This window comes from Thiothrix sp. UBA5583 (genome assembly GCA_002425225.1).
GTDB lineage: Bacteria > Pseudomonadota > Gammaproteobacteria > Thiotrichales > Thiotrichaceae > Thiothrix > Thiothrix moscowensis.
In genome coordinates, this window is sequence record DILV01000034.1 from 65,515 (window position 1) to 92,302 (window position 26,788).

Sequence of the window (26,788 nt, forward strand, 5' to 3'; positions counted from 1 at the left end):
TTTATCCTCATCATAGTAATATTCATTGATCTGATTCTGGCATAATGCAAGGCATGTTGCACACTCCAGAACATGACAAAACCGACATGCTGCACGACCACCGTAGCCGAGCCTATCTTTTTGCCACGGCATTAACTGCCATACTGATACTGCTGCAATTTTTTCAGCCAGACCTGCTGTTTCAGCGCCACCTGATTATTGAGGGTGAATTCTGGCGGCTATGGACAGGCAACCTAGTACATACCAACCTGTGGCATTTGGGGTTGAACCTAGCAGGACTCTGGCTACTGACCCTGATTCAGCAACCCACCCCCACTCCGCGCATCTGGCTTGGACAAACCCTGTTCATCGGCACATGCGTCGGAACTGGCTTATGGTTTTTCAATCAGGAACTGGTCTGGTATGCAGGCTTTTCCGGCATATTATACGGCTTGTTCATGCTGGCAGGCATACAGATGTTGCAACAAAAGGAATGGACGACTGCCCTGCTAATCCTGGGTGGTATCTGTGGCAAAACCGTATGGGACTGGGCACAAGGCGGCACAGCCCTGTCTGCTAACCTGATTGATGCCCCGGTCATATACAGCTCTCACATTTACGGAATGCTGGGAGGGCTGGCACTTGCCCTGCCTCGCATGTATCAGCAAAAACGCCCCTCATCATGAATATTACAGCAGCGTTTCGGCAAGCAGCAGACCGACTGCTGCAACCTGATTGTGACTTTTGCGGCAATCCATGCAGCTCTGGGCAACCCCTTTGTGATGCCTGTCATGCCGAACTACCCTGGCTGTCTGCCGAATACCATGCCCCCCTGCCGGATTGTGATGAAACCGTCAGTGCTTTTGCCTACCAGCCCCCCATCAGCAACCTGCTGCTTGGCATCAAGTTCGGCAAAAACCTTCGTTCACTTGCCACCCTTGGCGAGCTGACCAGCAATGGCATCCTGCCGCAAATAGCACAGATCCCGGAAGCCATCTTGCCCATTCCGCTACATAGCCGACGCCTGCAACAACGCGGATTCAACCAGGCATTGGAACTGGCAAGACCACTCGCCCGCACCCTGAAAATCCCGTTGCTGACACACGCCATCGTCAGAAGCAAAGCCACTCTGCCACAAACCGAACTGGATTCCCGACAACGCCTCTCCAACCTGAAACAGGCATTCCAGATAGCCAGTCTACCCCCTTACCACAGCATTGCCATTTTCGATGACGTCATCACCACCGGCACAACCGCACGGGAACTGGCCTTGCTGTTACGCAATCAGGGCATCAGACATATCGCCATCTGGTCATGCGCCCGCGCCATTCTGCGGCAAAAGCATGAACTCACCGAACAAATCGACTATCATGTTCAGCCAACACAATAGACCGGAAGCAAAAACCATGATCCGTAGCATGACCGCCTTTTCCCATCGTGAACTGACTACCGAACACGGTACACTTAACTGGGAAGTCCGCACCGTCAACCACCGCTACCTGGATGTTAGCCTGCGCCTACCCGAGGAATTCCGCAGCCTGGAAAATAGCTTCCGCGAAATCATCCAGAGCAATCTCAAACGTGGCAAGGTCGAATGCAACTTACGCTTCAATCCAGCACAGGGCAATAACAATGAAATCCGTATCAACGAGCCACTGGCTCGCGCCCTGATCATTGCCTGCCGCCAGCTCGAAACCATTACAGACAATCCTGACCCGCTGAAAGCCGTAGACATCCTGCGCTGGCCCGGCGTTGCGCAGGATTCCACCCCTGATATGGACATTCTCACCGCCCATGCCCAAGCATTGTTGCAAAATGCCTTGGAAGACCTGCTGGACATGCGCGAGCGTGAAGGCAAACGCCTGGCCGAGTTTCTCTATCAGCGCTGCGACCAGATTGCCGAAATCACGGTACGCATCCGCAAACATCGCCCCGGCATCATTACGGCTCAACGCGAAAAAATCCTCAATCGCATTGAAGAGCTACAAATTTCACCAGACTATAACCGTATCGAACAGGAACTCGTCATCCTCGCCCAACGCATGGATGTCGAGGAAGAACTTGACCGTTTGATGGCGCATCTGGATGAAATCAATGCCGTACTGGAACGGGATGAACCTGTAGGCCGCCGTCTTGATTTCCTCATGCAGGAACTCAACCGTGAAGCCAATACGCTATCTTCCAAGTCCAACGACGCCGAAACCACCCAAGCCGCCGTCGACCTCAAGGTATTAATTGAGCAAATGCGTGAGCAAGTACAAAATATCGAATAATATCAAATCACGTCACCGACCTTTCCCTTGAAAATACGGGGAATGGCTCCATCGTTTCATCAGGTAACATCCTAACCCGATAAAATTACCTGCTATCAGCAAAAACGCCGCAACAGCGGCGTTTTTTGTCGTAGACTCTGCGACAGAGGTATCACATGGAATATAAGGACTACTACAAAATCCTGGGGGTTGAACGCAGCGCCAATCAGGACGACATCAGAAAAGCCTTCCGCCGGATGGCTGCCAAATATCATCCTGACCGTAACAAGGATGCAGGTGCTGAAGACCGTTTCAAGGAAGTCAATGAAGCCAACGAAGTACTTGGCGACCCGGAAAAACGCGCTCAGTATGACCAGCTCGGCAGCAACTGGCGGGCAGGCGACAACTTCAGACCACCACCTAACTGGGCAGGCAAGGCATCTCAATACAATGCCTCCTTCTTTGAAGACATTGCCCGACATGGATTTGATGCCAACGGCAGCAATGGCGGTGGCTTCAGTGATTTCTTTGAAACCCTGTTTGGTGGCAATACAGGTTTCAGACGCGCAGGGAGCAACGGCTTTCAGCGTGGTGAAGCAGGTACAACCGCAGAAGTCGCCATCCAGTTACCCCTGGAAGATGCCTTCCACGGCGCACGAAAAACCGTTCGGCTACCGTCCGGGGAAAGTTTACAGGTACAAATCCCTGCTGGCATTAGCGATGGACAAAAACTGCGACTCAGCGGCAAAGGCCCGCGCGGCACTGACCTTTATCTGAAAATCCGGCTGCGGGAACACCCTCTGTATCAACTGGATGGCAAGGATATTCACCTTGAGTTACCTATCAGCCCATGGGAGGCAGCTCTTGGAGAAAGCATTGCCGTACCCACTCCAGCAGGCAAGATTAACCTTAAAATCCCGCCAGGTTCACAATCAGGCAAAAAGATGCGCCTGAAAGGCCGGGGGATGCCGGGGCAACCCGCCGGGGATCTCTATATTGCGCTGCTGGTAAATACCCCACCTGCTGATACTATTGAACAAAAAGAGTATTATGCCCGGATGCGTTCCCTGTTTGCGTGGAATCCACGGCAACACATCGCCTGAGAGCACACACGCAGGACAATCAGTACACACAAGACAATACAGCAAGCGGAATAACGAGAATGACCCTGAGTTCCCTGATACGCACGGTGGCAATTCTGGCAACACTGACATCGCCAGCCGTTGCATTCAACAGTGCCTTGGCTGCACTTCCTACAGCGGTCAATGGTCAACCGTTACCGTCACTTTCCGACATGCTGGAAAAAGTCACACCTTCAGTCGTCAACATCACGACAGAAGGCTCCCAGCGCAGCAACGACGCACTATTGAATGATCCTTTTTTCAAACGCTTTTTTGGTGACGTACTACCCGGTGACCGCCCTATCAGCGGTACAGGCTCAGGCGTCATCATTCATTCCCAACGTGGGCACATCCTCACCAACCACCATGTTATTGATGGTGCTGACAACATCCTGATTACCTTAACGGATGGGCGCAAATTTCAGGCTGAAATCGTCGGCATTGACCCTAAAGCCGACCTTGCTATCCTGCAAATACCACCAGACCGACTGGTTGCCATGCGTTTCGGCGATTCTGACCGACTGCGCGTGGGGGATTTTGTCGTTGCCATTGGCAACCCGTATAGCATTGGGCAGACTGTTACATCCGGCATTATCAGTGCGTTACACCGCAATCCCGGCATCAGTGAGTATGAAAACTTCATTCAGACCGATGCCCCCATCAATCTAGGTAACTCGGGAGGCCCGCTGGTCAATTTGCGTGGAGAACTGATTGGTATCAACACGGCCATTTTAGGTGATCAGGGCGGTGGCAACTTGGGCATTGGCTTTGCCATTCCCATCAATACGGCAGCCGGAGTTATCAATCAGATTGTGCAGTTTGGCAAAGTTGAGCGGGGACAGCTAGGAATAGAAGTTGGGGACATGACTGAATCCCTCGCCAAAAACGCTGGCATACCACCCAATGGTGGGGCGGTAATCGTCAGCTTGCTGCCAGGTTCTGCGGCTGAACAAGCCGGACTGTTGCCGGGAGACATTATTACCCGCCTGAATGGCAGGATTGTTAGCAATGCGGTCGATGTCAAAAACATGGTCGGTGATTTACGCACAGGTTCCAAAGTTCATATGACATTGCTGCGTGGTGGTCGCCCCCGTAATGTAACCGTTATCATAGGTTCCACACCTACCGCAGCACTAGGACAAAACATCAGCGACCGCCCTTATTGGGAGCGGCGCTTTTAAAATGCGGGATAACGTCAGGAATGTAGACTTTGCATCTTGACAAGAGGAAAACTTTTGCTATACCTTTAGCAGCAGATAGGTTTGATACGTTTCTTGAATAAATCCGAGTTTTCGGAACGTTTTGTTGTTTCTTACAGCAAACGCCAACTAAACACCGCTGTCAATCTTGCCGAGAGAACCCAAGAGTTTTTTGAGTTTCCGCGAAGCTATCGGGGAACACAAATAAATAGCGCTTAAGCCCGGCGCTTGTGTTTCCTGTTTGCGGATACAGGTTTGGTGTCCCCAATCCAAACCTGTTAATTAGCCCCGGCTTTTTAGACCCCCTGTTTGGCCGGGGTTCCTTTTCTACAGGAACCATACTAACATCAACAAATTAACTTATCCTGAATACAGGAGAGTGGGTCGTCATCGCCCCAACCACCCTTCCAGCATATCCCAGCACTCATCCAGCCCTTGCCGGTTCAGCGCAGAGAATGTCTGCACTGAAACAACCCCAAACCCAGCGGCTTGTTTGCGTACTTGCAACAACACATTAGCACCAGCACCTCGGGTCAACTTGTCGGCTTTGTTCAACAGGACATGTACTGGCAAACCACACCGTTGCGCCCAGCGCAACATGGTCTGATCGTAATCCGTCATGGGATGGCGTATATCCATCACCAACACCATACCACGCAGGGTATTACGCTGAGTCAGGTAGGCTTCAATGAATTTTTGCCACTCCAGCCTGATCTGTTCTGGTACCTTCGCATAGCCATAGCCCGGCAAGTCCACCAGAAAATGACCATCCGGCAAACGGAAAAAGTTAATCAACTGTGTGCGCCCTGGCGTCTTGCTGGTTCGCGCCAGTGATTTTTGCGAGCATACTTGATTGATTACACTGGACTTACCAGCATTCGACCTACCTGCGAACGCAATTTCCAACCCACCTTCAGCAGGCAGGGTTTTACGCGTTGTTGCACTTTGCAGGAAAGCAGCCTGCTGAAAATAATGGTTCATAATGTTAGCGTTCTCTAATATTTTTTGCGGAACAGGAACAGAATATGTTATACAATCCAGTCGTTTTCCGGGTTCCCCTGCTCCAAGTGTGGTTGCAGACACCGGAAAAGCTGTAGAGCGTGTGGATTATGGTATGCCTGCGTCAGGCTGGTCAGATTAAAATGCGCCAGACATGATTGCAAGTTATTGCCTCAACCGCGACAAGACGGTTAGGCGATGCATCCTGATCAGGGTAGCACGGGGAGCAACCCAGGATGCAGACAACGAATGACAGATTTTGTAGATACTTAGGAGCACTTCGAGATGAAAAAAGTACTCATGCTTGTACTGACTGGCCTGGCTGTTAGCGTTGCAACTTCCGTATGGGCGGAAGGTGGCAATGCTGAAGCTGGTAAAACCAAATCCGCTACTTGCGCTGCCTGCCATGGCATGGATGGCAACAGTGCCAACCCAGAATGGCCCAAACTGGCTGGTCAGCACCCAAGTTATATCGTCAAGCAGTTGATGAACTTCAAGAATGACGAGCGCAAAAATGCCACCATGGCACCAATGGCAAAACCATTGAGTGACCAGGACATGGCTGATCTGGCGGCCTATTATTCTGCGCAACCTGTCAAAAGCGGCGAAGCTGACCAAACCAAGGTTGCTTTGGGTGAGCAAATCTACAAAGGTGGCAACAATGCCACTGGTGTTGCAGCCTGTGCTGCGTGCCACGGCCCAACCGGCACTGGCAATCCTACTGCTAATTTCCCTGCCCTGAAAGGTCAGCAAACCACGTATGTCAAAAACCAGTTGAACGCATTCCGCAAAGGTGAGCGTGCCAACGATGCAGGCAAAATGATGCGCAACATCGCTGCTGGCATGACGGATGCTGAAATCAACGCTGTTGCCGAGTACATTGCCGGTCTTCAGTAATGAAATTACCATTTGGTAACAATTCAGCGTAAAACAGGGGGTGGCATTTGCCACCCTTTGTTGTTTTAATGCACCATCCTGACACTCAATGACTGCGGTATGAAAAACACTCCCTCTACCAGTACGCGCCTGATCAATTTCCTGGGTTCCATGAATCTGGCCATTACCCTATTGGTAGTTGTGGCAATTGCCTCGATCATTGGCACGATCCTCAAGCAAAATCAGCCTTATACCGACTATCAGATTAAATTTGGTTCGTTCTGGTTTGACCTGTTCCGCATGTTGGGCTTGTATGATGTTTACTCTGCCGTCTGGTTTCTCACCATTCTGGCATTTCTGGTCATCTCCATCGCAACCTGCGTAGGGCGCAATACCCCCGGCGTTTTGCGCGAATTACGCCACTTCCGTGAAAACGTGCAGGAAAAGTCGTTACGGGCGATGAAACACCAGCACAACCTGACAACCCACCTGCCAGCCGCAGAAGCGCAATCGTTTGCACAACGCCTGCTTACCAACCAAGGTTTCAGGATGCGTCAGAAAACAGCAGATGGTCATACGGTCATCGCGGCCATGAAAGGTGGCAGTAACCACTGGGGTTACTGGCTGACCCACATCGGCATCATTGTTATCTGCCTGGGGGGGCTGATGGACAGTCGCCTGCCATTGATGGTGGCGGAATGGCAAGGTAAACTCACACCCGAAACCCGCAACATTCCTGCGTCAGACGTACCAGCGATTAGCCAGTTGCCCGCTACCAGTTTCTCCTACCGTGGCAACGTCGACATCCCGGAAGGCAACCGTGCCAACATCATTTTCCTGCCGATGCGGGACGGCTATTACGTCCAGCATCTGCCGTTCGAGGTGGAAGTCAAAGCATTCCGGGTAGAGCATTATTCCACCGGGATGCCTAAATCGTTTGAAAGTGACCTTCTGATCCATGACAAGGATTTGCCTGCACCACTGGAAAAAACCATTTCCGTCAACCATCCACTGATTTACAAGGGCATTGCCCTTTATCAGGCCAATTTTGGAGATGGGGGTTCTGAGGTCAAACTGCGCCTGCACCCGTTCAGTACCCGCTATGCAGCACAGGATCTGGATGGTAAGGTATTCCGTGATTACAACCTAACCAGCAGTGAGCAGCAATTCAAGCTGGAAGTGAATGATTTCCGCCTGTTCAACATCAACGACATGGAAGACGAAGCTGGCAAAGCGATCAAGAAAAACATCGGCCCCAGCGTGACCTTCAAACTGCGGGATGCCAGCGGTCAGGCCATGGAATACCAGAACTACATGAACCCCGTCAGCATCAAAGGGCAGAACTATTACATCAGCGGTGTCCGCAGCACCCCAGCGGAACCTTTCCGTTACCTGCACATCCCAGTAGATGCCAAGGGCGGTATTGAGCGTTTCATGCGGCTTTTGTCCAATATCCAGGATGCCGAGCTTGTGAAAAAATCGGCAGTTGAAACGACCCGCAGTTCCATGCAGGAAGCCACGGTGCAAAATCCTGAGGTTGAAAAACAGGTGGTCGAATCCATGATCCGCCTGACCATGCTGTTTGCCACCAAAGGGGCTGATGGCATTACGCAGGAAATTGCCGAGCGCTTCCCCCAAGAAAAGCAGGAAAGTGCTTCAGAAGCCTTTATGAAAGTTTTGAATGCTTCCCTGCGGGCTGTGTATGTGGAAACCCTCAAGCAGGAGGGCATCACATCTGAGCTGAGCGAGGCAGACTGGCAGTTTTTTGATGACAGCATCTTGGCTATCGACAAGATTTCTGCCTATGGCTCCCCTTGGTTCGTTCAATTGAGCAGTTTCACACAGATTGAAGCCTCCGGCTTGCAAATTACCCGTTCACCGGGCAAGGATGTGGTTTATTTTGGCAGCGCCATGTTGACCATCGGGGTATTCCTGTTGTTCTACGTGACGCACCGCAGGGTATGGGTATGGATCAAACCACTGGATAATAATCAGGCAGAGGTAGTGGTCGCAGGCAGTGCCAACCGCAACCAGCCCGAGTTCGAGCTTTATTTCAACAGCTTGCAGAAAACCTTCCAGCAAGCAATGGTACAAGAGGTGCAAGATGTCAGTTCCACAGGAAACAATTGAATCCCTGCTTGAGCGCCCCAGCCTGTTCAAGCGTCTAACTCTGCAAGACTGGGGGTGGGCTGCCGTTGTACTGGCAGCAACCGTGTTTGTCTTTGCCAAATACAGCGGTGCGATGGATGTTTATGAGATCATCATCCTGACCCTGACCGCTCCGGCTCTGATTGCACAAGGCTGGTACTGGAAAGCCTTCCAGCCTTATAGCATTGCCGTTGCGGTGTGTAGTCTGCTGGGTATCTGGCTATATGGCGATAGTTACGCCAATGCGGAAGTCGTGTTTGGTTTGAAATACCTGTTTTCCAGTCAGTCCGCCATCATGTGGATGAGCGCCCTGTTTGTGCTGGCAACTGTCACCTATTTTGGTGGCCTGTTTACCAATCATGCCTTTACCCTGAAAACTGCTTCAGCCATGACTTGGGTTGCACTGGTGATGGGCTTCACTGGTCTGATGGTTCGTTGGTTTGAGTCATACCTGATTGACCCCGACTTTGGGCACATTCCGGTCAGCAACCTGTATGAAGTCTTTATCCTGTTCTGCCTGATTACCGGCTTGTTGTACCTGTATTATGAGGAACGCTACAAAAACCGCTCGCTGGGTGGATTTGTACTGCTGGTTATCAGCGCCGCTGTTGCCTTCCTGTTGTGGTACAGTTTTGAACGCGATGCTGCCAAGATTTTGCCATTGGTTCCTGCTCTGAAAAGCTACTGGATGAAAATCCATGTGCCAGCCAATTTCGTTGGCTACGGGGCATTTGCTCTGGCTGCCATGACCAGTGTGGTCTACCTGATACGGGCACGGGGTGAGCGCAATAATCCACAAGGTTTCGCTGCCACCCGCCTGCCATCGTTGGCAATGATTGATGACATTACCTATAAGGCCATTGCCCTTGGTTTTGCCTTTTTCACCATTGCCACGATTCTTGGCGCGATGTGGGCAGCAGAAGCGTGGGGCGGCTATTGGTCATGGGATCCGAAAGAAACCTGGGCACTGATTGTCTGGTTGAACTATGCTGCATGGCTGCATTTGCGTTTCTCCAAAGGGTGGCGCGGTGTACCGATGGCATGGTGGGCTATCGTTGGCCTGTTTATCACCCTGTTTGCTTTCCTGGGGGTCAACATGTTCCTGTCAGGATTGCATTCTTATGGTGAACTTTGAGTCAGGGTGCAGGTCTCATTATACGGGTTTGACACAACGATAAAGACCATTTGAACGCAATACCAATAGATGCACAGGGAGATACCTAGCGATGAAACGAGTGTTTAGCCGCGCCTTTGGCCTGCTGATGGCGTTATTTCTGATTACAGGCTGCGTACCAGAATCCAGCCACGCTGAAGACTTCAAGGAAGGAACCCACTACAAAGTGATTTCACCAGCCATTCCCATCCAAAATACGGAAGGCAAGGCTGAAGTGCTGGAATTGTTCTGGTACGGTTGTCCACATTGCCTGTCGCTGGAACCGACCATCGAAAAGTTCCTGAAACAAAAGCCTGACAATGTGGTATTTCAGCGCGTCCCAGCCATGCTCAGCCCGCGCTGGACATTCCACGCCAAACTGTTCTACGTCGGACAAATGCTGGATCCAAAAGGCGAGAAAGAAATCCACGGCAAGATTTTCAATGCCGTCCAGACCCAGCGCCGCAAGATCGACAACGATGATGCCCTGCGCCGCTTTTTCACCGAAAATGGCTTTGGTGAAGAGCAAGTCAACAATGTCCTGAAGTCGATGGAACTGAATGCCGTGCTGACACGTGCTGATGAAATCGGGCACAAATCCAAAGCTGATTCCGTACCTGCCATTATCGTGAATGGCAAGTACTTGACCAGCCCAAGCATGTTGGGCAGTGAGGAAAAGTTGCTACAGGTCATAGACTTCCTGAGTAAACAGGGAGCAAAGTAAGCGCCGGAGGTATATTCAATGCGTACACTCAGCCTGCTTGACAAAATTCTGGTAGAAATTGACCAATCTATGCGCGTGGTACATGCGACCGCGCCCACTACCGAACGCCCAAATCCAGCAGAAGGTATACAGGAAACTGCGCCACTCAGTGACGAGGAACGCAAACTGATCAGCAGGCTGATGCGTATCAACCATACCGGCGAAGTGTCTGCCCAGGGTCTATACCGTGGGCAGGCCATGACCGCCAACCGCCCGGACATCAAGGAACAGATGGATCGTGCCGCCATGGAAGAAAATGACCATCTGAACTGGACAGACAAACGTCTGCAAGAACTCGGTGGCAGAAAAAGCCTGCTCAACCCGTTTTTCTACTGGGGTTCATTTGCGATTGGTGCTGCCGCAGGCAAAATCGGTGACAAATGGAGCTTGGGTTTCGTCAAGGAAACCGAAGATCAGGTCATCAAGCATCTGGAAGAACACATCAATCGCTTGCCCGCCCATGCCTTGGCTGATATGGCAATCCTGCAAAAGATGAAAGCAGACGAAGCGCATCATGGTGATGTGGCAATGCAGTCGGGCGGGGCAAAACTGCCGCTCCCGGTACGCAAACTGCTGATGCCGCTTATGTCAAAAGTGATGACGAAAAGTACGTATTACGTCTGAACCTGACACCATTCCAGTGCGGCATACCCCAACTGCTGCGCCAGACACTCGCACAATTCCCCGGCAAGTTCAAACGGGGTTTGCCCGATCCCCAAATCCCGGCATTGCGTCACTTGCAAACCTGCATAACCGCAAGGGTTAATCCGCTGGAACGGCTCCAGATCCATATCCACATTCAGGCTCAAACCATGATAGGTATGACCGCGTGTAATGCGCAGACCCAGTGCCGCAATTTTTCGCCCATCCACATAAACACCAGGAGCATCCCTGTCGCCCTGCGCAGTAATGCCGTAGTGTGACAGCAGTTCAATCACGGATTGCTCAATGCGCATGACCAGATCACGCACACCCAGCTCTTTGCGGCGAATATCCAGCAGCAGGTAAACCACCAATTGCCCAGGCCCGTGATAGGTCACTTGCCCACCCCGGTCAATCGGTATCACCGGAATATCACCCGGAGCCAGCACATGCTCAGGCTTGCCATTACGCCCCAGAGTAAATACTGGCGAGTGCTGGACAAGCCAAATTTCATCAGGCGCGCTGGAAGTACGGGAATGGGTGAAGGCTTGCATCCGCTGCCAGACAGGCTGGTAGTCTTCCCGCCCCAATACCCGGATGCGCAAAACTGATGTGGCAAACTGATCTACAAAGCCCACAACACCAACTCGCAGGCTTTCAGATCCTGATAGACGGCATCAATCTGTTCCTTGCTGGTTGCCCTCAGGTTCAGAGTCAAACTCTGGTATTTGCCGCTGGAACTGTGACGGTATTGCAGGCGCTCTTCACCAAAACTGTCGTCGTGACGACAGACTATTTCGCAAATACGTATCTGGAAGGCAACATCCGTATGCCCCACCACCTTGATGGGGAAATCACAAGGAAACTCCATAACCAGTTCCTGCTCACGCCCGAAACGCTCCACTACCTTGCTCCTGCCTAATCAGCGAACAATTTCTGTACGCTGTCAATCATTCCACGCCACCAGCCACCTTCCCCGACATCTTCCAGTGCCAGCAAGGGGGTTTCCTTGACGACTTTGCCCAGTTCACTATCGGTGATGATGATCTTGCCGAGTACGTCACCACGTTTAATGGGGGCGTCGATGCCTTTATCAACCTGCATCCCCCCCTTGAGCTGATCGTAACGACCCTTGCCGATACTGACAAACAAATCGTGGGTAATACCGGCAGGCACTTCGGTTTCCTCGCCCTTCCAGACCCTGACCTTGGCAAGTACCGCACCAGTATCATACAGCTTGTGGGTTTCAAAGGTACGGAAGCCATATTCCAGCAGCTTCTGGCTGACTTCGGCGCGGGCGGTTTCACTTTTGGTTCCCAGTACTACGGAAATCAGGCGCATGTTGTCACGCTTGGCTGAAGCGACCAAACAGTATCCGGCTGATTCCGTATGCCCGGTTTTCATGCCATCAACAGTTGGATCCAGCCACAGCAAGCGGTTACGATTTTGCTGGCGGATGTTGTTGTAGGAAAACTCTTTCTCGCCGTACAACTTATAATGCTCAGGGAATTCGTTAATCAGCGCATTTGCCAGTTTCACAATATCGCGAGCCGTGGTGTAGTGATCTTTGGCAGGCCAGCCGGTGACATTCACGAAACGGCTATTCGCCATGCCCAGTTCCGTCGCAGTCTGGTTCATGCGTCGTACAAATTCTTCCTCGGAACCCGCAACATGTTCTGCCAAGGCAACTGCTGCGTCATTACCAGACTGAATGATCATACCTTTCAGCAACTTGCCAAATTCCACTTTTTTGCCCAACTCGGCAAACATGCGGGAACCTTCCATTTTCCAAGCACGATCGCTGATCAACACCTCATCTTCCAGCTTGACCTTGCCCTTGCCCAGATCCTGAAAAATGATGTATGCCGTCATCAGTTTGGTAATGCTGGCAGGCTCCACCTTCATACCAGCATTTAACCCTGCCAGCTCCTCACCACTCTGGAAATCGAGCAGCAGGTAACTTCTAGCTTCGACTTCCGGCACACCGGGAGCCAGTGCAATCACCTCGGTGGGTAAGGACGGATCATTGTAAGGTGCTGTTTCAACCTGTGTGGGGAATTCTTCAGCCGGTTGAGCTGGTGTTGCCGCCTGTTTTTCCTCCGCACCTGCATACCCACAGGATAAAACCAGTACCAACAGCAGCGGTTTAAGTATCCTTATAAACATTAAAAGTCCTTTTGCTGACATGATGTTGACGTTACAAGCCTGCAATGGTAGCGGAGATGATGATTACCGGGCAACTACCCGGAAGTTTGCCAACCCATTACCTGACAATGTGTCTTTCACATTATCAATCTGATCCTGATTATACAGCGGCCCAACCCGAACCTGATAAACCTCGCGGCCTTTTTCTTGGGCACTCGCCATTTCCGTTTTGGCAAGACCCGCAGCCGTCAGACGGATGAACATATCCAGCGCGGCATTACGGTCAGGCATGGTTCCAGCCACCACATAATACACTTTGGAAGTGTCCGCTGGCTTGATCTGTTGTTGTTTGCGTTGCATCGCCTGCTGGGCTGCCTTACCTGCCGTATTGGCTGCCACAGGCGTTTGTGGCGGTAACTGACCTGCAAACTGTTCTGGAGAGAGTGCTTCTACCTTGACCGGCGTACCGTTACGGCTCTTGATGCCCAGCGCATTGGCTGCCGCAAACGAAAGCTGCACTAGGTCACTGGAATCGAACGGCCCACGGTCATTGATCCTGACGATAATGTTTTTGCCATTCTGTTCATTGGTGATGCGTGCAAAAGTCGGGATCGGCAAAGAACGGTGCGCTGCCGAGTAAGTGTACATGTCAAACACTTCACACCCGGCTGTTTCTGTCCCCTGATACTCAGCGCCATACCATGCCGCCGTACCCTGCTCGGCGTAACCGTTGGCGGAATCCAGCACGTTGTATGATTTACCTTCAATGGTGTAAGACGGATCATTGCCACAGGCACTACGTGCTTCAAAATGGCTATCCTTTGGTTTCTCCACAACAGCAGCCAACTCCGGGCTTTTTGCCCCATTACCGCTACAGGCTGCCACCCCCATTGCCACAGAAACCATCAGGAAACCGTGGCGTTGCCAATTTATTGTCATCATATTTTTTCAGCTTTCTTGTTTGCCCAAAACAAAACCGTGCTGACCTGATTTACGGGTCAGCACGGTGATTATACACACTACAAACCAAACTTACGCTGACGAATAGCCTGTGCAAGCTGATGAACCGCCATCGCATATTTGGCGTTCGGGTTGTAACGGGTAATCGCATAGAAGTTTTCACCACCGACCCAATACTCGTCAGTGCTACCTTCCAGCTTGATGAGACTAACACGGCTGGAATTCATGGAACCCTGCGGCCTCACGCCTGCATTGATCAGCTCACCCAGACTGCGTGAAGGCTTTTTCGGCGTGGTTTCCGCCATACTGAGTGCTGCCCCACCAACGGAAGCCGGAACTGCCACATCCTGCCCGGCTTTCCAGCCATTACGAGCAAAGTAATTACCAACACTGGGGATAGCATCCTGCGGATTCCACAAATCGCGCTTGCCGTCACGGTTGCCGTCGATGGAATAAGTACGGTAGCTGCTGGAAATGAACTGCCCCAAGCCCATTGCCCCAGCATAAGAGCCGCTGAAGATTTGCGGACGAACCCGTTCCTCACGCGCCAGCAACAGGAACTGCTCCAACTCCTGCTGATAGAAACTGGCACGTCGTTGATAATCAAAACCTAGTGTGGTCAATGCCTGCAAAACATTGTGCTTGCCAGTATTCTTGCCGTACTGGGTTTCCACGCCGATGATGGCAACCAGATATTCCGGTGCAACCCCATACTGGCGGGAAGCGCTATCCAGCAGTGCCCCATAACGGTTCCAGAAATCCACCCCGCCACGGATACGTTCTTCCGTCAGGAAAATCGGGCGGTAAGCACGCCAAGGCTGCCCTTCAGCAGGAGCACCCACTTTGGTAAGAGCCTCGCCATCACGCCGTACCCCTGAAAATGTCTGCTCCAGAAAGGCAATATCAAAGCCGTGTTCACGGTTCATTTTGCCAATAAATTGCCGCATAGCAGGGTAATTGGCGTAATCACCGTGCAAGCCGGGAGGATAAGTAGTAACAGGTGGCTGAGTAACGGGGGGCACAGTGGCACGGGGAGGAGTAGTGACAGGTGGTTGCGTCGGCTGTCTGGTCGGCGGTGCAACAGGAGGGCTAAACACCCAAGGCCATTGCATACCATTGGGGCCAGTACTGCACGCTGCCAACGTCAGACCAATCAGGACACCACCTGCCAGTTGGCCCATCTGTTTTTTCCATCGCTGTGAATCGTATACGATCTTCATCTCACTTTCCTCACAGTAAGAAGTGATTGAAGCCAGTGATTCTTCAATCCCCCCGTTGATAAACCCGTTTGCGCTTTTTCATACCCATGATGATGCCAAATGCCATCATCAGGGTCACGACGGATGTCCCACCATAACTGACCAGTGGCAATGGCACACCCACGACAGGGAGCAGACCTGTCACCATGCCGGTATTCACAAACAGGTAGAAAAAAAACGACAAACCCAAGCTGCCAGCAAGCAGGCGGGCAAACGTATCCTCAGCCTTGGTCGCCAGATACAAGCAACGCCACAGAATGAACAGATACAACGCCAGCAATGCCAAATTGCCGATAAGCCCAAATTCTTCGCCAAATACCGCAAAAATAAAATCTGTATGCCGCTCAGGCAGGAAATCCAGATGCGCCTGATCGCCTTGCAACCAGCCTTTTCCGTAAACCCCTCCAGAACCAATCGCTACTTTTGACTGGTAAATATGGTATCCGGTTCCCAAAATATCTGCTTCGGGGTTCAACAAAGTGTCAACACGCCTGCGCTGGTAATCATGCATCACGAAAAAATACATTAACGGTGCAGCTACCGTAACAAATACTGCTGCACCACCAATCAGCCACCACGACATACCCGCCAGATAGATCACGAAAAATCCTGCCGTTGCAATCAACAGGGATGTTCCCAAATCCGGCTGATGCATAACCAGCAGCATCGGCACAAATACAATCACCAACGCCACAACAATATCCAGAAAACGTGGCGGTAACGGTCTTTCAGAGAAATAATAGGCTACCATCATGGGAACTGCCAACTTCATGATTTCAGATGGTTGAATGTCGATCCCAATATTTAGCCAGCGTTGCGCCCCCTTTTTTTCCACCCCGAACAGTTCGACCAGAATTAGTAATATCAAGCCACCCGCATACAACCAGATTGACCATTGCCGCAGGTTCTTGCTTTGTATCTGGGAAAAAATCACGAGCAGTAACAGACCGAGCAGGAAATGCCCCCCTTGCCGATAGACCATTGCCATATTCGTGTCACTGGCACTGTATAACGTTACCAGCCCCATGAAAACCAGCAGGGACAAAGCCGCCAGCAACACCGCGTCTACTCGCTGCAAAGCACGGGTCAACCAGTCAGGCAGGAAATGACTAATCATGAGTATCTTCCTCTGGCGTAGCTGTGCTTGTGGCTTTGTCTGCTTCCAGTGTTTCATCGTTGTCGTACTGCTTGAGCAGGTATGCGTCCATCACCTTTCTGGCAATTGGGGCAGCAACACTACCGCCACCGCCAAGGGCATTTTCCATGATGACCGCAACAGCAATCTTAGGATCATCCACAGGCGCGAAACCGACAAACAAAGCATGGTCACGCAAACGTTTGGCAATACGCCCTGCATTGTACTTGCCCCCCGCAAGACCGAAAACCTGCGCCGTACCTGTCTTTCCCGCAATCCGGTATGCAGCTCCCGCACCTGCCGCCCGTGCTGTACCACCGGGGCGCATCACGTTTTCCATCCCCTGGACATTCAAATCCCAAAAACGTTCTTCTGTCTCTATCGTGGGGAAAGGCTCCGGCTTGAGCACTTCCTCTTCCTGGTTTTTGGCAATACGCACACCACGCAGCACATGCGGCTTCAGGCGCTTGCCACGGTTAGCCAGAATGGTAGTAGCATGAGCCAGTTGCAACGGTGTTGCCAACCAGTAACCCTGACCGATGCCGATATTGACCGTATCGCCCGGATACCAGCTACGTTTGTGACGTTTTTCCTTCCACGCCTGAGTTGGCATCAAGCCGGTTGATTCTGACGGCAGGTCAATGCCGGTCTGCTCACCGAAGCCAAATTTGTGCATGGCTGTTGAAAAGCGGTCAATTCCCATGCGATACGCCATATCATAAAAAAACGTGTCACAGGACTGGGTAATGGCATATTTCAGGTTGACTGAACCATGCCCGCGCTTGTTCCAGCAACGAAACACATGTTTCTGCCCAGACAGGCGAAAGTAACCGGGATCATAAACATGCGACCCAGGGTTAATCACACCATCAGCCAAACCTGCCACCCCCACCATCGGTTTGATAGTGGAACCCGGAGGATAAGTCCCCTGCAAGGCACGGTTATATAACGGGCGATCCGGGTTATCACGCAATTCGGAATAATCCTTGTTGGAAATGCCATTGATGAACAAGTTGGGGTCAAAGGTCGGCACACTTGCCAAAGCCAACACCTCGCCATTCTGCGGATCAATCGCGACCACCGCACCACGCTCGTTTTTGAGCAAACGCTCAGCGGTCATTTGCAAGTTGATGTCTATGCCCAAAAACAGGTCTTGCCCACCGATAGGAGATTTTTCATCAAGCACTGCTTGCTGTTTGCCGTGGGCATCCACCTCCACCAAGTGATAGCCTGCCTGCCCATGCAAACGTCCTTCATGAAAGGCTTCTATCCCGGTTTTTCCAATATGGGAAGTGCCTAGGTATTCATCCTTGTTCAGTTTCTCCATGTCCCGGTCATCAATACGCCCGACATAACCGATAACATGGCTGGCAATGGTTCCCAAGGGATAGTAGCGCTCCATGCGGACTTCAAGATTTACCCCCGGAAAACGCGGGCGGTTTACCGAGAAAGTGGCAACTTCTTCTTCTGAAAGGTTTTCCTTGATGGGAACAGGCTGGAACTTGAATTTGCGGACGTTTTGCTTGAAGACGCGCACGTCTTTTTCCGACAGACTGATGAATTTGCCTAGCCGTTCAACCAGCATATCGACATCCGCTAGGTTGGATTTACCATCACCGTTTTCATCGCCAATGCTGTCACGCACGACTTCCAGCACGTGCTGGGTATGGCTATCTGCCAGTAGCACACCGTTTCTATCGTAGATTTGCCCGCGATTGGGCGGAATGGGAATACGTTTTTGATAGTGTTGACGAGAAAGCTCAGCGTATTTGGTATTTTCCAGCACTTGCAAGTGATAGACACGCGCAGCAATGCCCAACAGGACAAGCAGGATAAAAACTGCGGCAACGATGACTCGCGTATTAAACAGTTGCTGTTCATCACGCTCGAATTTTAGGGGTCTTTCACTCATGAATCATCAATGCTTGCGAGCATCCTGCCTGCCCTGTGGTAAATCGGGCGACTATAGCAAATTATGAGAAAGGAATCTCCTGTGGTTTTTCGTCCTCATAACGCTTGATACTGGCAAGAATTTCAGCTTTTGCAGCAGCGGCATCTGCCCAACCATCAACCTTGACCCACTTGCCTGCATCCAGTTCCTTATAACGCTCGAAGAAATGCTGAATCTGTTTCAACAGCAGCTCTGGCAGGTCAGTGTATTCAACAACATTGCGATAGCCGGAAGACAGCTTGTGCCCTGGAACAGCGATAATTTTGGCATCAACGCCGGATTCATCAGACATTTTCAACATGCCGACCGGGCGCACTGGAATAACCGCACCGTGCATCAGAGGAGTCGGAGTGACCACCAGAACGTCGGTCGGGTCGCCGTCTTCCGCCAACGTGTGCGGAATAAAACCGTAATTGGCGGGATAGAACATCGGTGTGGACATGAAGCGGTCAACGTACAGTGCACCGCTTTCCTTATCCAGCTCATACTTGACTGGCGTAGCCAGCGCAGGAATTTCGATGATGACGTTTACGCTTTCAGGGACATCTTTCCCCACTGGAACCTTATCAATATTCATATGGTTTACTCTACCGTTGCACAGAAATAGCGGTATTATATCGCCTTACGGCAATTCTCACATCAACTTGTCGACAATTTTAAGAGAACCTGTATGGCAAATTCATTACGCGACCAACTCCTGAGGGCAGGGCTGATCACGAGCGAGCAAGTGGAAAAAGCGAACCAGCCCAAACCGAAGCCCACCGAAAAGCCCAAGGGGAAACCACCCGGCAAACCTCAGTCGAAACCGGAAAAACCCAAGGAAAACAAGGCAAAGAACCCTGCACCAAAACCAAAAAGTGACCTCGCCCAGTTCTATGAGGCACGTGCACAGACTGAGCGTGAAGAGCGCTTGCAAGCCGAACAACAGCAACGGGAACTGGCTGCACGCCGCAAGCAAACCCGCGAACAGGTTGCCCAATTGCTCAACAGCCATTCGCAAAATGTCGACGATGCTGATATTCGCTATAATTTTGTGGTTGGTGACAACATCAAATACCTGTACGTCACTGCCCAACAGCAGCAGGATTTGGCAGATGGCAAACTCGCCATTACCTTTCAGGCAGGCAAACGTTGTCTGATTCCGACCGAAATTGGTCAACAGGTTTTGGAACTTGATCCCTCCAAAATCGTCATTTTCAATACCCCGGAAATGGACAGCATCCCCACAACGTTCACGGAGCCGCAGCCTTAACCAGCGCTTGTTTGTATAACTGGTTTTTAGGCAAGCCAGTCAGGCGGGCAGCAATAGCAGCCGCCTGCCTGACCGGCAAGTCTTCTTTCAGCAACACATCCAGCAGCTCATCGGCATTGAGGGTTGTTGCAGGCGGCTGATCTGCCTCCACTACCTTGCCTGCCACTACCACCACGAATTCGCCGCGAGACATGTTGCCATCCAGTGCCATTTGCTGCATCAGTTCCGCCGCCTTGCCCCGGTAAGTGCTTTCAAATAGTTTGGTCAGTTCACGCAATAGCACGACTTGCCGCTCCCCTCCCAACACTTCTGCCACATCAGCCAGCATGTCCGCAATACGGTGGCTGGACTCGTAAAACACCAGTGTGCGTGATTCATCCCGCAAACTTTCCAGCCATTTGCAGCGGGAAGCTGGCTTGGCAGGCAGGAAACCTTCAAACACAAAGCGGTCGGTCGGCAAACCCGCCACTGACAGCGCCGCAATCAGGGCGCTAGCCCCCGGAACCGGTACAATCCTGAAACCTTCCAGCCCCAAGGCATGAACCAGCTTGTAGCCGGGGTCACTGATCAGGGGTGTACCTGCGTCACTGACCAATGCTAGTTGCATCCCCTGTTGCAGTTCTGCCCGGATGCTTTCTATCCGCCCCGTTTCATTGTGGTCATGCAGACTAGCCAAGGTATTCTGGATACCGAAATGGGTAAACAGATTGCGTGTTACCCGTGTATCCTCGGCATATACCTTATCGACCTCCGCCAAGATACGCTTTGCCCGCATAGTCATGTCTTCCAGATTACCAATCGGGGTGGCAACGCAGTACAGGGTTCCCTGCTTCATTCTTGCTCCTTACATCTGAACATTCATTGCAAATTGCCACAATTATACCTACGCTAATAAGCAAGCCACTTTATTGCATAACACAACAGGCTTAGAGGAGTTTGTATGCCCAACTACGCTGTCATACCTCTCACCTTAGGCATTATCGGTCTGATAATTGCTTTCTACATTTACCGTCTGGTGCTTCGCTATCCCGCAGGTGAAGACAAGGTAAAAAAAATTGCTGATCAAATCCATCTCGGTGCAATGGTATTCATGCGCAGTGAATACAAGATACTTGTCATGTTTGCCATCGTCCTTTGTGCTGCACTATATGTGTTTTTAGGCTGGAAAACAGCATTGGCTTTTGCTGTCGGTGCAAGTGCATCAGGCGCGGCTGGTTGGTTGGGCATGTATTCGGCAACCAAGGCCAACGTCCGCACAACGATAGCCGCACGCGATCACGGAGCTGCTACTGCACTCTCGGTGGCATTTTATGGTGGCTCTATCATGGGTCTGTGCGTTGCCTCCCTCGGTTTGCTGGGGCTGGGTTTACTGTATTACCTGTTTGGTGGGGATCCTGAAACCGCCCACGCCATCCACGGTTTTGGCATGGGCGCATCCACTGTTGCCTTGTTCTCGCGCGTTGGCGGTGGCATTTACACCAAAAGTGCCGACGTTGGTGCTGATCTGGTCGGCAAGATTGAAGCAGGCATCCCCGAGGACGACCCCCGCAATCCCGGTGTTATTGCTGACAACGTGGGGGATAACGTAGGCGACGTGGCAGGTATGGGTTCAGACATTTTCGAATCCTACTGCGGCTCAATGATTGCCACCATTGCCATTGCGTCCACCCTGGCGGCAGAGCACTTGCTGGCGCTGGGTTCACGTGAATCCCTGATGTTCCTGCCATTGGCGCTGGCCTCCACAGGCTTGCTGTGTTCCATTATCGGTATTCTGCTAATACGTATCCTGTCCAGCAAGAGACCGGATGTTGCCTTGCGCTCCGGCACAATCAGTGCTGCCAGCCTGTTCATCGTTCTGGCGTATATCGACATTAGCGCCCTGAACATCAGCAGCCATGTCTGGTGGTCAGTATTATGTGGTGCTTTAGGCGGCATTATCATTGGTCTGGTCACAGAGTATTACACTTCATCCAAACCCGTACAGAAAATTGCCAAAGCTGGCGAGACCGGCCCAGCAACCGTCATGATCGCCGGATTGGCAGTTGGAATGCAATCTGTTGCCATTCCGGTCTTCACCATCGCAATGGTTATTTTCATCGCCAGCCAACTGGCAGGGTTGTATGGTGTCGGCATTGCTGCTGTTGGAATGCTGGCAACCGTCGGCATCACCATGGCTATTGATGCTTACGGCCCGGTTGCAGACAATGCCGGGGGAATTGCCGAAATGGGCGGGATGGGCAAAGAAGTACGCCAAATCACCGACTCGCTGGATGAGCTAGGCAATACCACCGCAGCCATCGGCAAAGGCTTCGCCATCGGTGCCGCCGCACTGGCTGCATTGGCAATCATTGCTGCCTTCATCGAAACCCTGCACACCCATCACCCCGGTTTTGAGCTGAGCCTTGGCAATCCAGAAGTGTTGATGGGCATGTTCATCGGCGGTGTCATCCCCTTTCTGATAGCCTCCATCACCATGACCGCCGTAGGTGATGCCGCATTTGAAATGATCAACGAAATCCGCCGCCAGTTCCAAGAGATTCCCGGCTTGTTGGAGGGACATGCCGACCCGGATACCGCCCGCTGTGTCGACATCGCCACCAAAGCAGCTCTGAAAAAAATGGTACTGCCCGGCGTGCTGGCGGTTAGCGCCCCGGTCATTGTCGGTTTCCTGATCAGCCCAGAAGCACTGGGCGGCATGTTGGCTGGTGCATTGCTAGGCTGCGTCTTGCTGGCACTGACCATGGCAAATGCTGGTGGCGCGTGGGATAACTCCAAAAAGTATGTGGAAAAAGGTAATCTGGGTGGTAAAGGCTCATCTGTCCACGCAGCTACCGTGGTGGGTGACACCGTTGGCGACCCCTTCAAGGACACCGCAGGCCCCTCCATGAACATTCTGATTAATGTCATGGCCATTGTCAGTCTAGTCATTGCTCCACTGTTGTAACCTCAGATCACGGGGGAATCCCTGACATTTTGCAGCAATAAACACTCAGTTATTGTCCTGAAAAATGCTATATTCCCCTTCGACATTTACACCCACCAACTGGCAGCAGGATTGACCAACATGCAGAAAAACAAGCGTAACGGAATGACGAAATGCCTCTATGCCTCCCTATTTGCCCTGACACTATTACTGCAAGGCTGTACACCAGAAAATATCGCTGGTAACAAAACTGGCAGTGCCTTGCCCAACGATGCCTCCATCGAACAAGCCAACCAGTTAATGAAACAGGGGAAAAAACGCGAAGCCGCCCAAAGCTACTATCAAGCAGCGGCAAGCTATCAGCCCCCCCAACGTGAGCGGGTCATTCTGCAAGCCGCTGAAATTGCAGCCTCCATTGGCGATGAAAAACTCACCAATAGTTATCTCGCCGGTATTCCGGCTGCGGCACTGGACGGGGAAAACCGTGGGCGCCACGCCTATGTCCGCGCCCTATTGGCTCTGCAACAAAACAACGCTGAATTGGCATTACGCAGCCTGCCGACCGATCTGAATAGCCTTTCACCGGCATTGCGCGAAAAAGTCCAGCATGTCCGCACCCGTGCACAAGCAATGGCAGGCAAAGACGGCAATGCAGGTGGCAACGTACAGGCAGCTCTGATACCGACTGCTGCCAACAAGATTGCCGTGCTGCTCCCTCAATCCGGCGCACTCGGCAAAGTCAGCCAGGAAATCATGCAAGGCATCCAGACCGCCCGCACCAGTCTGGGTAGCGCTGCACAGGTACAACTGTATGATCTGGATGCAGGTGGCTCCGTTCTCCAATACCAACAGGCCGTCAATGACGGTGCCGACATCATTGTTGGGCCGCTGGATAAGGAATCCCTAGCCCAATTGCTGACCCAGCCCCAAATACTAACCAAACCTATCCTGAGCCTCAATTATCTGACCGAAAACCGTAATATTCCGGGAGCACTCTACCAGTTTGGCCTACTCCCGGAAGATGAAGCTAGCCAAGTTGCCGACTTTGCCAGTGCCCGTGGTCAAAACGCGGCAGTAATCCTCGCACCAGACTCCAGTTGGGGCGACCGGGTATCCACCGCCTTCCGCGCCAACTACCAGCGCAAAGGCGGGCAAATCCTGGCAATCCAGAAATACCCTGATGCCCCCTCCAGTGCTTATGCCGAAAACGCCCAAGCAGCTTTGGCAGCCGCACAAGACCGCGCCAACATGGTGTTTCTGGCAGCATCCCCCAGCCAAGCACGTCTGATGCGCCCCTTGCTGGAAGCACAAGCACCTGGCATCCCGGTTTATGCTACCTCGCACATTTTCTCCGGGCGCACCGACCCCGGTGCTGATGCTGACCTAGATGGCATTATTTACACGGAAATCCCTTGGGTTATTGAAAGCCTGCAAGCAGGAACCCTCAACAACGCCACTTACCCACGCATGTTCGCACTGGGCATGGATGCATTCCTGATCGCCAAAAACCTGCCCAGCATTGCCCGCAACCCGAATGCACGGGTCAATGGCAAAACCGGGAATATCAGTGTGGCAGGCAACCGTCAGGTACAGCGTAGCCTGCTGTTTGCCACCTTCGCCAATGGCCTCCCACAGCCGCTTGGACAATAAGCCCAAAGCGCCACACCTCCAACGTGGCACAAGCACCGAGCAACTGGCCTGCAATCATTTGCAGGCCAGTGGGCTAAAACTTTTGCACCAGAATTACCGTTTACGCACAGGTGAGATTGACCTCATCATGCGTGATGGCAATACCATTGTGTTTATCGAAGTCCGCTACCGCAAAAACAACCGCTATGGCGGCGCAATTTGCAGTATTGACCCACGCAAACAAGCGCGTATCATCCGCACCGCACAACACTATCTCCAATACCGTTCACCTGATGCTCAGGCACGGTTTGATGTCATTGCAGTAGAAGGCAACGATGACATACATTGGGTCAGGAATGCCTTCGATCTGGGCTAACATATGAGCTTGCAAACACGCATACAACAACACTTTATCGCTAGTATTGAAACCAAACGTAAAGCACTCGAACAGCTACAAGAGCCGATTCTGGATGCCGCGCAAATGGTTTTCGACACCCTGCAACATGGGGGTAAAGTCCTGAGTTGTGGTAACGGTGGCTCTGCGGGTGATGCCCAGCACTTTTCTTCGGAAATGCTCAACCGTTTCGAGCAAGAACGCAAAGGTTTGCCCGCCATTGCCCTGACCACGGATACCTCCACACTCACCTCCATCGCCAACGATTACAGCTATGAACGGGTTTTTTCCCGGCAAGTGGAAGCATTGGGTAAAGCAGGTGACGTGTTGCTTGCGATCTCAACCAGTGGCAATTCGCTGAATGTCAACCGCGCGATTGAAGCCGCCCATGCAGCCGAAATGCACATCATTGCCCTCAGCGGTAAAAACGGTGGCAGCATGAAAGATCTCCTGCATCCACAAGACATCGAATTACGCGTTCCGGCAGATAGTACTGCACGCATACAGGAAACCCACCTGCTGTTGATCCACTGTATCTGTGATTTGATTGACCAAATGCTGCTGGCTACCCCGAAACCAACTCCGACATGACAACTGCGCAGACTTGCAACAGCGTTTCCTTCTTCCGTGAAGCTGCACCCTACATCCGCAACCACCGTGGGAAAACCTTTGTCATTGCGTTTGCCGGAGAAGTCATTGCCGCACCGCAATTTCCCCGCATTGTGCAAGACCTAGCGATCATCTCAACCCTGGGCGCACGGCTGGTACTGGTACACGGAACCCGACCACAAATCGACGAACGCCTGCAAAACAATAATACCCCCATTCGCCTGCACAAAGGCATCAGGGTAACGGACACTGCCACCCTGTTGGCAGCCCAGGAAGCCATTGGGTTCCTGCGCATTCGTATTGAAAACCTGCTGACCCATGCTCTAAACCAGCCATCACTCTCCAGCAATGGCTTGGGCATTGTGTCTGGTAATTTCATTACTGCCCGTCCACTGGGCATACATGATGGGATTGATTACGGCTACACCGGGCTGGTGCGCAAAATCAACCAAAACTTGCTGAAACAGCAACTAGATGCCCATAACATCGTCTTGTTGTCACCGATGGGCTATTCACCAACCGGCGAAGCCTATAACCTGCGTTATGAGCAAGTAGCCATCGCTGCTGCCACCACCCTCAAGGCGGATAAACTGATTTTCCTTAGCCACCAACCACTCAACCTCCCACACGAACTGACACTTGAAGAAGCCCAAAGCCACAGCTCCCAAAACGACTTGTTGCCCGGTATCCTGGAAGCCATAGAGACTGAAGTAGAACGGATACACCTGTTGGATGCACACACGGACGGTTCCTTGTTGCTGGAACTGTATACGCGAGACGGAGTTGGCAGCATGATTGCCGCCGAGCAGTTTGAATGCCTGCGGACCGCGACAGAAGAAGACATCAGCGGCATCATGGATCTGATCCGCCCACTCGAAAACGCAGGGACATTGATTAAGCGCTCACGCGAACAACTGGAACTAGAGATCAACAACTTTCATATCATCACCCGCGACCGTGAAGTCATTGCCTGTGTTGCACTCTATGAAACTGATGACCCACACGTTGGCGAACTTGCCTGTCTTGCTGTTAATCCGCAATACCGTGGTGGCAACCGAGGTGACAAATTGCTACGGCATATTGTCCAACTGGCACAAACCAATGGCAAAAATAGGTTGCTGGTATTGACTACGCAAACAACCGACTGGTTTCGGGAACGTGGCTTTGAAAAAGGGGAAATTGCTGATTTACCCTCCAACAAGAAATCGCTGTATAACTACCAACGCAACTCCCAAGTGTTATTCAAGCAATTGTCGTAAGGAGTTGCTACGCTCTATTTATTATTTTTCATCGCTATAAAAAAAGTCCTGCTAACGTAACAGTTAGCAGAGCTTCTGATTAAGCGCCTGGCGTTGACCTCCTCTCACATGGGGAGACACAACACTACCATCGACGATGT

At 51.8% G+C, this 26,788-nt stretch carries 26 protein-coding genes; 16 read left to right on the forward strand and 10 right to left on the reverse strand.

Annotation, left to right across the window (positions count from 1 at the left end):
• Positions 1 to 53 precede the first annotated feature (53 nt).
• The 5 genes from rrtA (at position 54) to B2U47_RS14625 (ending at position 4,533) form a co-directional block, all read left to right on the forward strand.
• Positions 54 to 665: a rhombosortase gene (rrtA, locus tag B2U47_RS14605; protein WP_296678346.1), complete on the forward strand. Its 612-nt coding sequence runs from the start codon at positions 54 to 56 to the stop codon at positions 663 to 665.
• On the forward strand, positions 662 to 1,369 hold the full coding sequence (locus B2U47_RS14610; RefSeq protein ID WP_296678348.1) for a ComF family protein: 708 nt from the start codon (positions 662 to 664) through the stop codon (positions 1,367 to 1,369). The genes rrtA and B2U47_RS14610 overlap by 4 nt, the downstream gene beginning before the upstream one ends.
• Positions 1,370 to 1,385: 16 nt before the next feature.
• Positions 1,386 to 2,252, forward strand: a complete 867-nt coding sequence (locus tag B2U47_RS14615) for a YicC/YloC family endoribonuclease (protein ID WP_296678350.1) — start codon at positions 1,386 to 1,388, stop codon at positions 2,250 to 2,252.
• Between the two features lie 155 nt (positions 2,253 to 2,407).
• Positions 2,408 to 3,334 carry a DnaJ C-terminal domain-containing protein gene (locus B2U47_RS14620; protein ID WP_296678352.1) on the forward strand — a complete coding sequence of 309 codons (927 nt, stop codon included), beginning with the start codon at positions 2,408 to 2,410 and terminating at the stop codon, positions 3,332 to 3,334.
• 59 nt (positions 3,335 to 3,393) lie between these two features.
• The gene (locus tag B2U47_RS14625; protein ID WP_296678354.1) at positions 3,394 to 4,533 is read left to right on the forward strand and encodes a trypsin-like peptidase domain-containing protein; all 1,140 of its coding nucleotides are present in this window, start codon (positions 3,394 to 3,396) and stop codon (positions 4,531 to 4,533) included.
• A 405-nt stretch (positions 4,534 to 4,938) separates the two neighbouring features.
• Here the strand turns inward: B2U47_RS14625 and yihA are convergent, their stop codons facing one another.
• Entirely contained in the window at positions 4,939 to 5,532 is a 594-nt protein-coding gene (gene yihA / locus B2U47_RS14630; RefSeq protein ID WP_296678356.1) for a ribosome biogenesis GTP-binding protein YihA/YsxC, read from the reverse strand.
• Between the two features lie 303 nt (positions 5,533 to 5,835).
• Here yihA and B2U47_RS14635 point away from each other — a divergent pair, with 303 nt between their 5' ends.
• The 5 genes from B2U47_RS14635 (at position 5,836) to coq7 (ending at position 11,114) form a co-directional block, all read left to right on the forward strand.
• The gene (locus B2U47_RS14635) at positions 5,836 to 6,447 is read left to right on the forward strand and encodes a c-type cytochrome (RefSeq protein WP_296678358.1); all 612 of its coding nucleotides are present in this window, start codon (positions 5,836 to 5,838) and stop codon (positions 6,445 to 6,447) included.
• A 99-nt stretch (positions 6,448 to 6,546) separates the two neighbouring features.
• The gene (locus B2U47_RS14640; RefSeq protein ID WP_296678360.1) at positions 6,547 to 8,556 is read left to right on the forward strand and encodes a cytochrome c biogenesis protein ResB; all 2,010 of its coding nucleotides are present in this window, start codon (positions 6,547 to 6,549) and stop codon (positions 8,554 to 8,556) included.
• The gene (gene ccsB / locus B2U47_RS14645) at positions 8,531 to 9,709 is read left to right on the forward strand and encodes a c-type cytochrome biogenesis protein CcsB (protein WP_296678362.1); all 1,179 of its coding nucleotides are present in this window, start codon (positions 8,531 to 8,533) and stop codon (positions 9,707 to 9,709) included. Before B2U47_RS14640 ends, ccsB begins: the two co-directional genes overlap by 26 nt.
• A gap of 91 nt (positions 9,710 to 9,800) precedes the next feature.
• Positions 9,801 to 10,451: a thiol:disulfide interchange protein DsbA/DsbL gene (locus B2U47_RS14650; protein ID WP_296678364.1), complete on the forward strand. Its 651-nt coding sequence runs from the start codon at positions 9,801 to 9,803 to the stop codon at positions 10,449 to 10,451.
• 18 nt (positions 10,452 to 10,469) lie between these two features.
• Complete coding sequence (coq7, locus tag B2U47_RS14655; protein ID WP_296678366.1) at positions 10,470 to 11,114, forward strand: 2-polyprenyl-3-methyl-6-methoxy-1,4-benzoquinone monooxygenase; 645 nt, start codon at positions 10,470 to 10,472, stop codon at positions 11,112 to 11,114.
• On the opposite strand, the gene lipB is transcribed toward coq7, so the two are convergent.
• The 8 genes from lipB to ppa form a co-directional block, all read right to left on the reverse strand.
• The gene (lipB, locus tag B2U47_RS14660) at positions 11,105 to 11,770 is read right to left on the reverse strand and encodes a lipoyl(octanoyl) transferase LipB (protein ID WP_296678368.1); all 666 of its coding nucleotides are present in this window, start codon (positions 11,768 to 11,770) and stop codon (positions 11,105 to 11,107) included. The two genes, coq7 and lipB, sit on opposite strands and share 10 nt — an antisense overlap.
• Positions 11,758 to 12,036 carry a YbeD family protein gene (locus B2U47_RS14665; protein WP_296678370.1) on the reverse strand — a complete coding sequence of 93 codons (279 nt, stop codon included), beginning with the start codon at positions 12,034 to 12,036 and terminating at the stop codon, positions 11,758 to 11,760. The genes lipB and B2U47_RS14665 overlap by 13 nt, the downstream gene beginning before the upstream one ends.
• 14 nt (positions 12,037 to 12,050) lie before the next feature.
• Positions 12,051 to 13,298, reverse strand: coding sequence for a D-alanyl-D-alanine carboxypeptidase family protein (locus B2U47_RS14670; RefSeq protein ID WP_296678372.1), 1,248 nt, complete (start codon positions 13,296 to 13,298; stop codon positions 12,051 to 12,053).
• A 63-nt stretch (positions 13,299 to 13,361) separates the two neighbouring features.
• Complete coding sequence (locus B2U47_RS14675; RefSeq protein WP_296678373.1) at positions 13,362 to 14,219, reverse strand: septal ring lytic transglycosylase RlpA family protein; 858 nt, start codon at positions 14,217 to 14,219, stop codon at positions 13,362 to 13,364.
• A gap of 77 nt (positions 14,220 to 14,296) precedes the next feature.
• Complete coding sequence (gene mltB / locus B2U47_RS14680) at positions 14,297 to 15,457, reverse strand: lytic murein transglycosylase B (protein ID WP_296678375.1); 1,161 nt, start codon at positions 15,455 to 15,457, stop codon at positions 14,297 to 14,299.
• 43 nt (positions 15,458 to 15,500) lie between these two features.
• Positions 15,501 to 16,613: a rod shape-determining protein RodA gene (gene rodA / locus B2U47_RS14685; RefSeq protein ID WP_296678377.1), complete on the reverse strand. Its 1,113-nt coding sequence runs from the start codon at positions 16,611 to 16,613 to the stop codon at positions 15,501 to 15,503.
• Positions 16,606 to 18,543 carry a penicillin-binding protein 2 gene (mrdA, locus tag B2U47_RS14690; RefSeq protein ID WP_296678380.1) on the reverse strand — a complete coding sequence of 646 codons (1,938 nt, stop codon included), beginning with the start codon at positions 18,541 to 18,543 and terminating at the stop codon, positions 16,606 to 16,608. The genes rodA and mrdA overlap by 8 nt, the downstream gene beginning before the upstream one ends.
• A 61-nt stretch (positions 18,544 to 18,604) precedes the next feature.
• Positions 18,605 to 19,159, reverse strand: coding sequence for an inorganic diphosphatase (ppa, locus tag B2U47_RS14695; protein WP_296678383.1), 555 nt, complete (start codon positions 19,157 to 19,159; stop codon positions 18,605 to 18,607).
• A gap of 93 nt (positions 19,160 to 19,252) precedes the next feature.
• On the opposite strand from ppa, the gene B2U47_RS14700 reads away from it, so the two are divergent.
• A complete protein-coding gene (locus tag B2U47_RS14700; protein WP_296678386.1) occupies positions 19,253 to 19,834 on the forward strand; it encodes a DUF2058 family protein in 582 nt (193 codons plus the stop codon).
• Here B2U47_RS14700 and rsmI read toward each other — a convergent pair.
• Positions 19,815 to 20,669 carry a 16S rRNA (cytidine(1402)-2'-O)-methyltransferase gene (gene rsmI / locus B2U47_RS14705; protein ID WP_296678388.1) on the reverse strand — a complete coding sequence of 285 codons (855 nt, stop codon included), beginning with the start codon at positions 20,667 to 20,669 and terminating at the stop codon, positions 19,815 to 19,817. The two genes, B2U47_RS14700 and rsmI, sit on opposite strands and share 20 nt — an antisense overlap.
• 105 nt (positions 20,670 to 20,774) lie before the next feature.
• Here rsmI and B2U47_RS14710 point away from each other — a divergent pair, with 105 nt between their 5' ends.
• The 5 genes from B2U47_RS14710 (at position 20,775) to argA (ending at position 26,648) form a co-directional block, all read left to right on the forward strand.
• Positions 20,775 to 22,778 (forward strand): sodium-translocating pyrophosphatase, encoded by a 2,004-nt coding sequence (locus B2U47_RS14710; protein ID WP_296678391.1) that lies wholly within the window; start codon positions 20,775 to 20,777, stop codon positions 22,776 to 22,778.
• Positions 22,779 to 22,898: 120 nt separating this feature from the next.
• Positions 22,899 to 24,407 carry a penicillin-binding protein activator gene (locus tag B2U47_RS14715; RefSeq protein WP_296678395.1) on the forward strand — a complete coding sequence of 503 codons (1,509 nt, stop codon included), beginning with the start codon at positions 22,899 to 22,901 and terminating at the stop codon, positions 24,405 to 24,407.
• A complete protein-coding gene (locus tag B2U47_RS14720; RefSeq protein ID WP_296678397.1) occupies positions 24,397 to 24,762 on the forward strand; it encodes a YraN family protein in 366 nt (121 codons plus the stop codon). Before B2U47_RS14715 ends, B2U47_RS14720 begins: the two co-directional genes overlap by 11 nt.
• A 3-nt stretch (positions 24,763 to 24,765) precedes the next feature.
• Entirely contained in the window at positions 24,766 to 25,371 is a 606-nt protein-coding gene (locus tag B2U47_RS14725) for a phosphoheptose isomerase (RefSeq protein ID WP_296678400.1), read from the forward strand.
• A complete protein-coding gene (argA, locus tag B2U47_RS14730; protein ID WP_296678402.1) occupies positions 25,368 to 26,648 on the forward strand; it encodes an amino-acid N-acetyltransferase in 1,281 nt (426 codons plus the stop codon). The genes B2U47_RS14725 and argA overlap by 4 nt, the downstream gene beginning before the upstream one ends.
• Positions 26,649 to 26,788 lie beyond the last annotated feature (140 nt).

Bases quoted from the DNA above. Each gene is read 5' to 3' on its own strand.
- rrtA (WP_296678346.1), top strand. From the start codon at position 54: ATGTTGCACACTCCAGAACATGACAAAACCGACATGCTGCACGACCAC.
- B2U47_RS14610 (WP_296678348.1), top strand. From the start codon at position 662: ATGAATATTACAGCAGCGTTTCGGCAAGCAGCAGACCGACTGCTGCAA.
- B2U47_RS14615 (WP_296678350.1), top strand. From the start codon at position 1,386: ATGATCCGTAGCATGACCGCCTTTTCCCATCGTGAACTGACTACCGAA.
- B2U47_RS14620 (WP_296678352.1), top strand. From the start codon at position 2,408: ATGGAATATAAGGACTACTACAAAATCCTGGGGGTTGAACGCAGCGCC.
- B2U47_RS14625 (WP_296678354.1), top strand. From the start codon at position 3,394: ATGACCCTGAGTTCCCTGATACGCACGGTGGCAATTCTGGCAACACTG.
- yihA (WP_296678356.1), bottom strand. From the start codon at position 5,532: ATGAACCATTATTTTCAGCAGGCTGCTTTCCTGCAAAGTGCAACAACG.
- B2U47_RS14635 (WP_296678358.1), top strand. From the start codon at position 5,836: ATGAAAAAAGTACTCATGCTTGTACTGACTGGCCTGGCTGTTAGCGTT.
- B2U47_RS14640 (WP_296678360.1), top strand. From the start codon at position 6,547: ATGAAAAACACTCCCTCTACCAGTACGCGCCTGATCAATTTCCTGGGT.
- ccsB (WP_296678362.1), top strand. From the start codon at position 8,531: ATGTCAGTTCCACAGGAAACAATTGAATCCCTGCTTGAGCGCCCCAGC.
- B2U47_RS14650 (WP_296678364.1), top strand. From the start codon at position 9,801: ATGAAACGAGTGTTTAGCCGCGCCTTTGGCCTGCTGATGGCGTTATTT.
- coq7 (WP_296678366.1), top strand. From the start codon at position 10,470: ATGCGTACACTCAGCCTGCTTGACAAAATTCTGGTAGAAATTGACCAA.
- B2U47_RS14670 (WP_296678372.1), bottom strand. From the start codon at position 13,298: ATGTTTATAAGGATACTTAAACCGCTGCTGTTGGTACTGGTTTTATCC.
- B2U47_RS14675 (WP_296678373.1), bottom strand. From the start codon at position 14,219: ATGATGACAATAAATTGGCAACGCCACGGTTTCCTGATGGTTTCTGTG.
- mltB (WP_296678375.1), bottom strand. From the start codon at position 15,457: ATGAAGATCGTATACGATTCACAGCGATGGAAAAAACAGATGGGCCAA.
- rodA (WP_296678377.1), bottom strand. From the start codon at position 16,613: ATGATTAGTCATTTCCTGCCTGACTGGTTGACCCGTGCTTTGCAGCGA.
- mrdA (WP_296678380.1), bottom strand. From the start codon at position 18,543: ATGAGTGAAAGACCCCTAAAATTCGAGCGTGATGAACAGCAACTGTTT.
- ppa (WP_296678383.1), bottom strand. From the start codon at position 19,159: ATGAATATTGATAAGGTTCCAGTGGGGAAAGATGTCCCTGAAAGCGTA.
- B2U47_RS14700 (WP_296678386.1), top strand. From the start codon at position 19,253: ATGGCAAATTCATTACGCGACCAACTCCTGAGGGCAGGGCTGATCACG.
- rsmI (WP_296678388.1), bottom strand. From the start codon at position 20,669: ATGAAGCAGGGAACCCTGTACTGCGTTGCCACCCCGATTGGTAATCTG.
- B2U47_RS14710 (WP_296678391.1), top strand. From the start codon at position 20,775: ATGCCCAACTACGCTGTCATACCTCTCACCTTAGGCATTATCGGTCTG.
- B2U47_RS14715 (WP_296678395.1), top strand. From the start codon at position 22,899: ATGCAGAAAAACAAGCGTAACGGAATGACGAAATGCCTCTATGCCTCC.
- B2U47_RS14725 (WP_296678400.1), top strand. From the start codon at position 24,766: ATGAGCTTGCAAACACGCATACAACAACACTTTATCGCTAGTATTGAA.
- argA (WP_296678402.1), top strand. From the start codon at position 25,368: ATGACAACTGCGCAGACTTGCAACAGCGTTTCCTTCTTCCGTGAAGCT.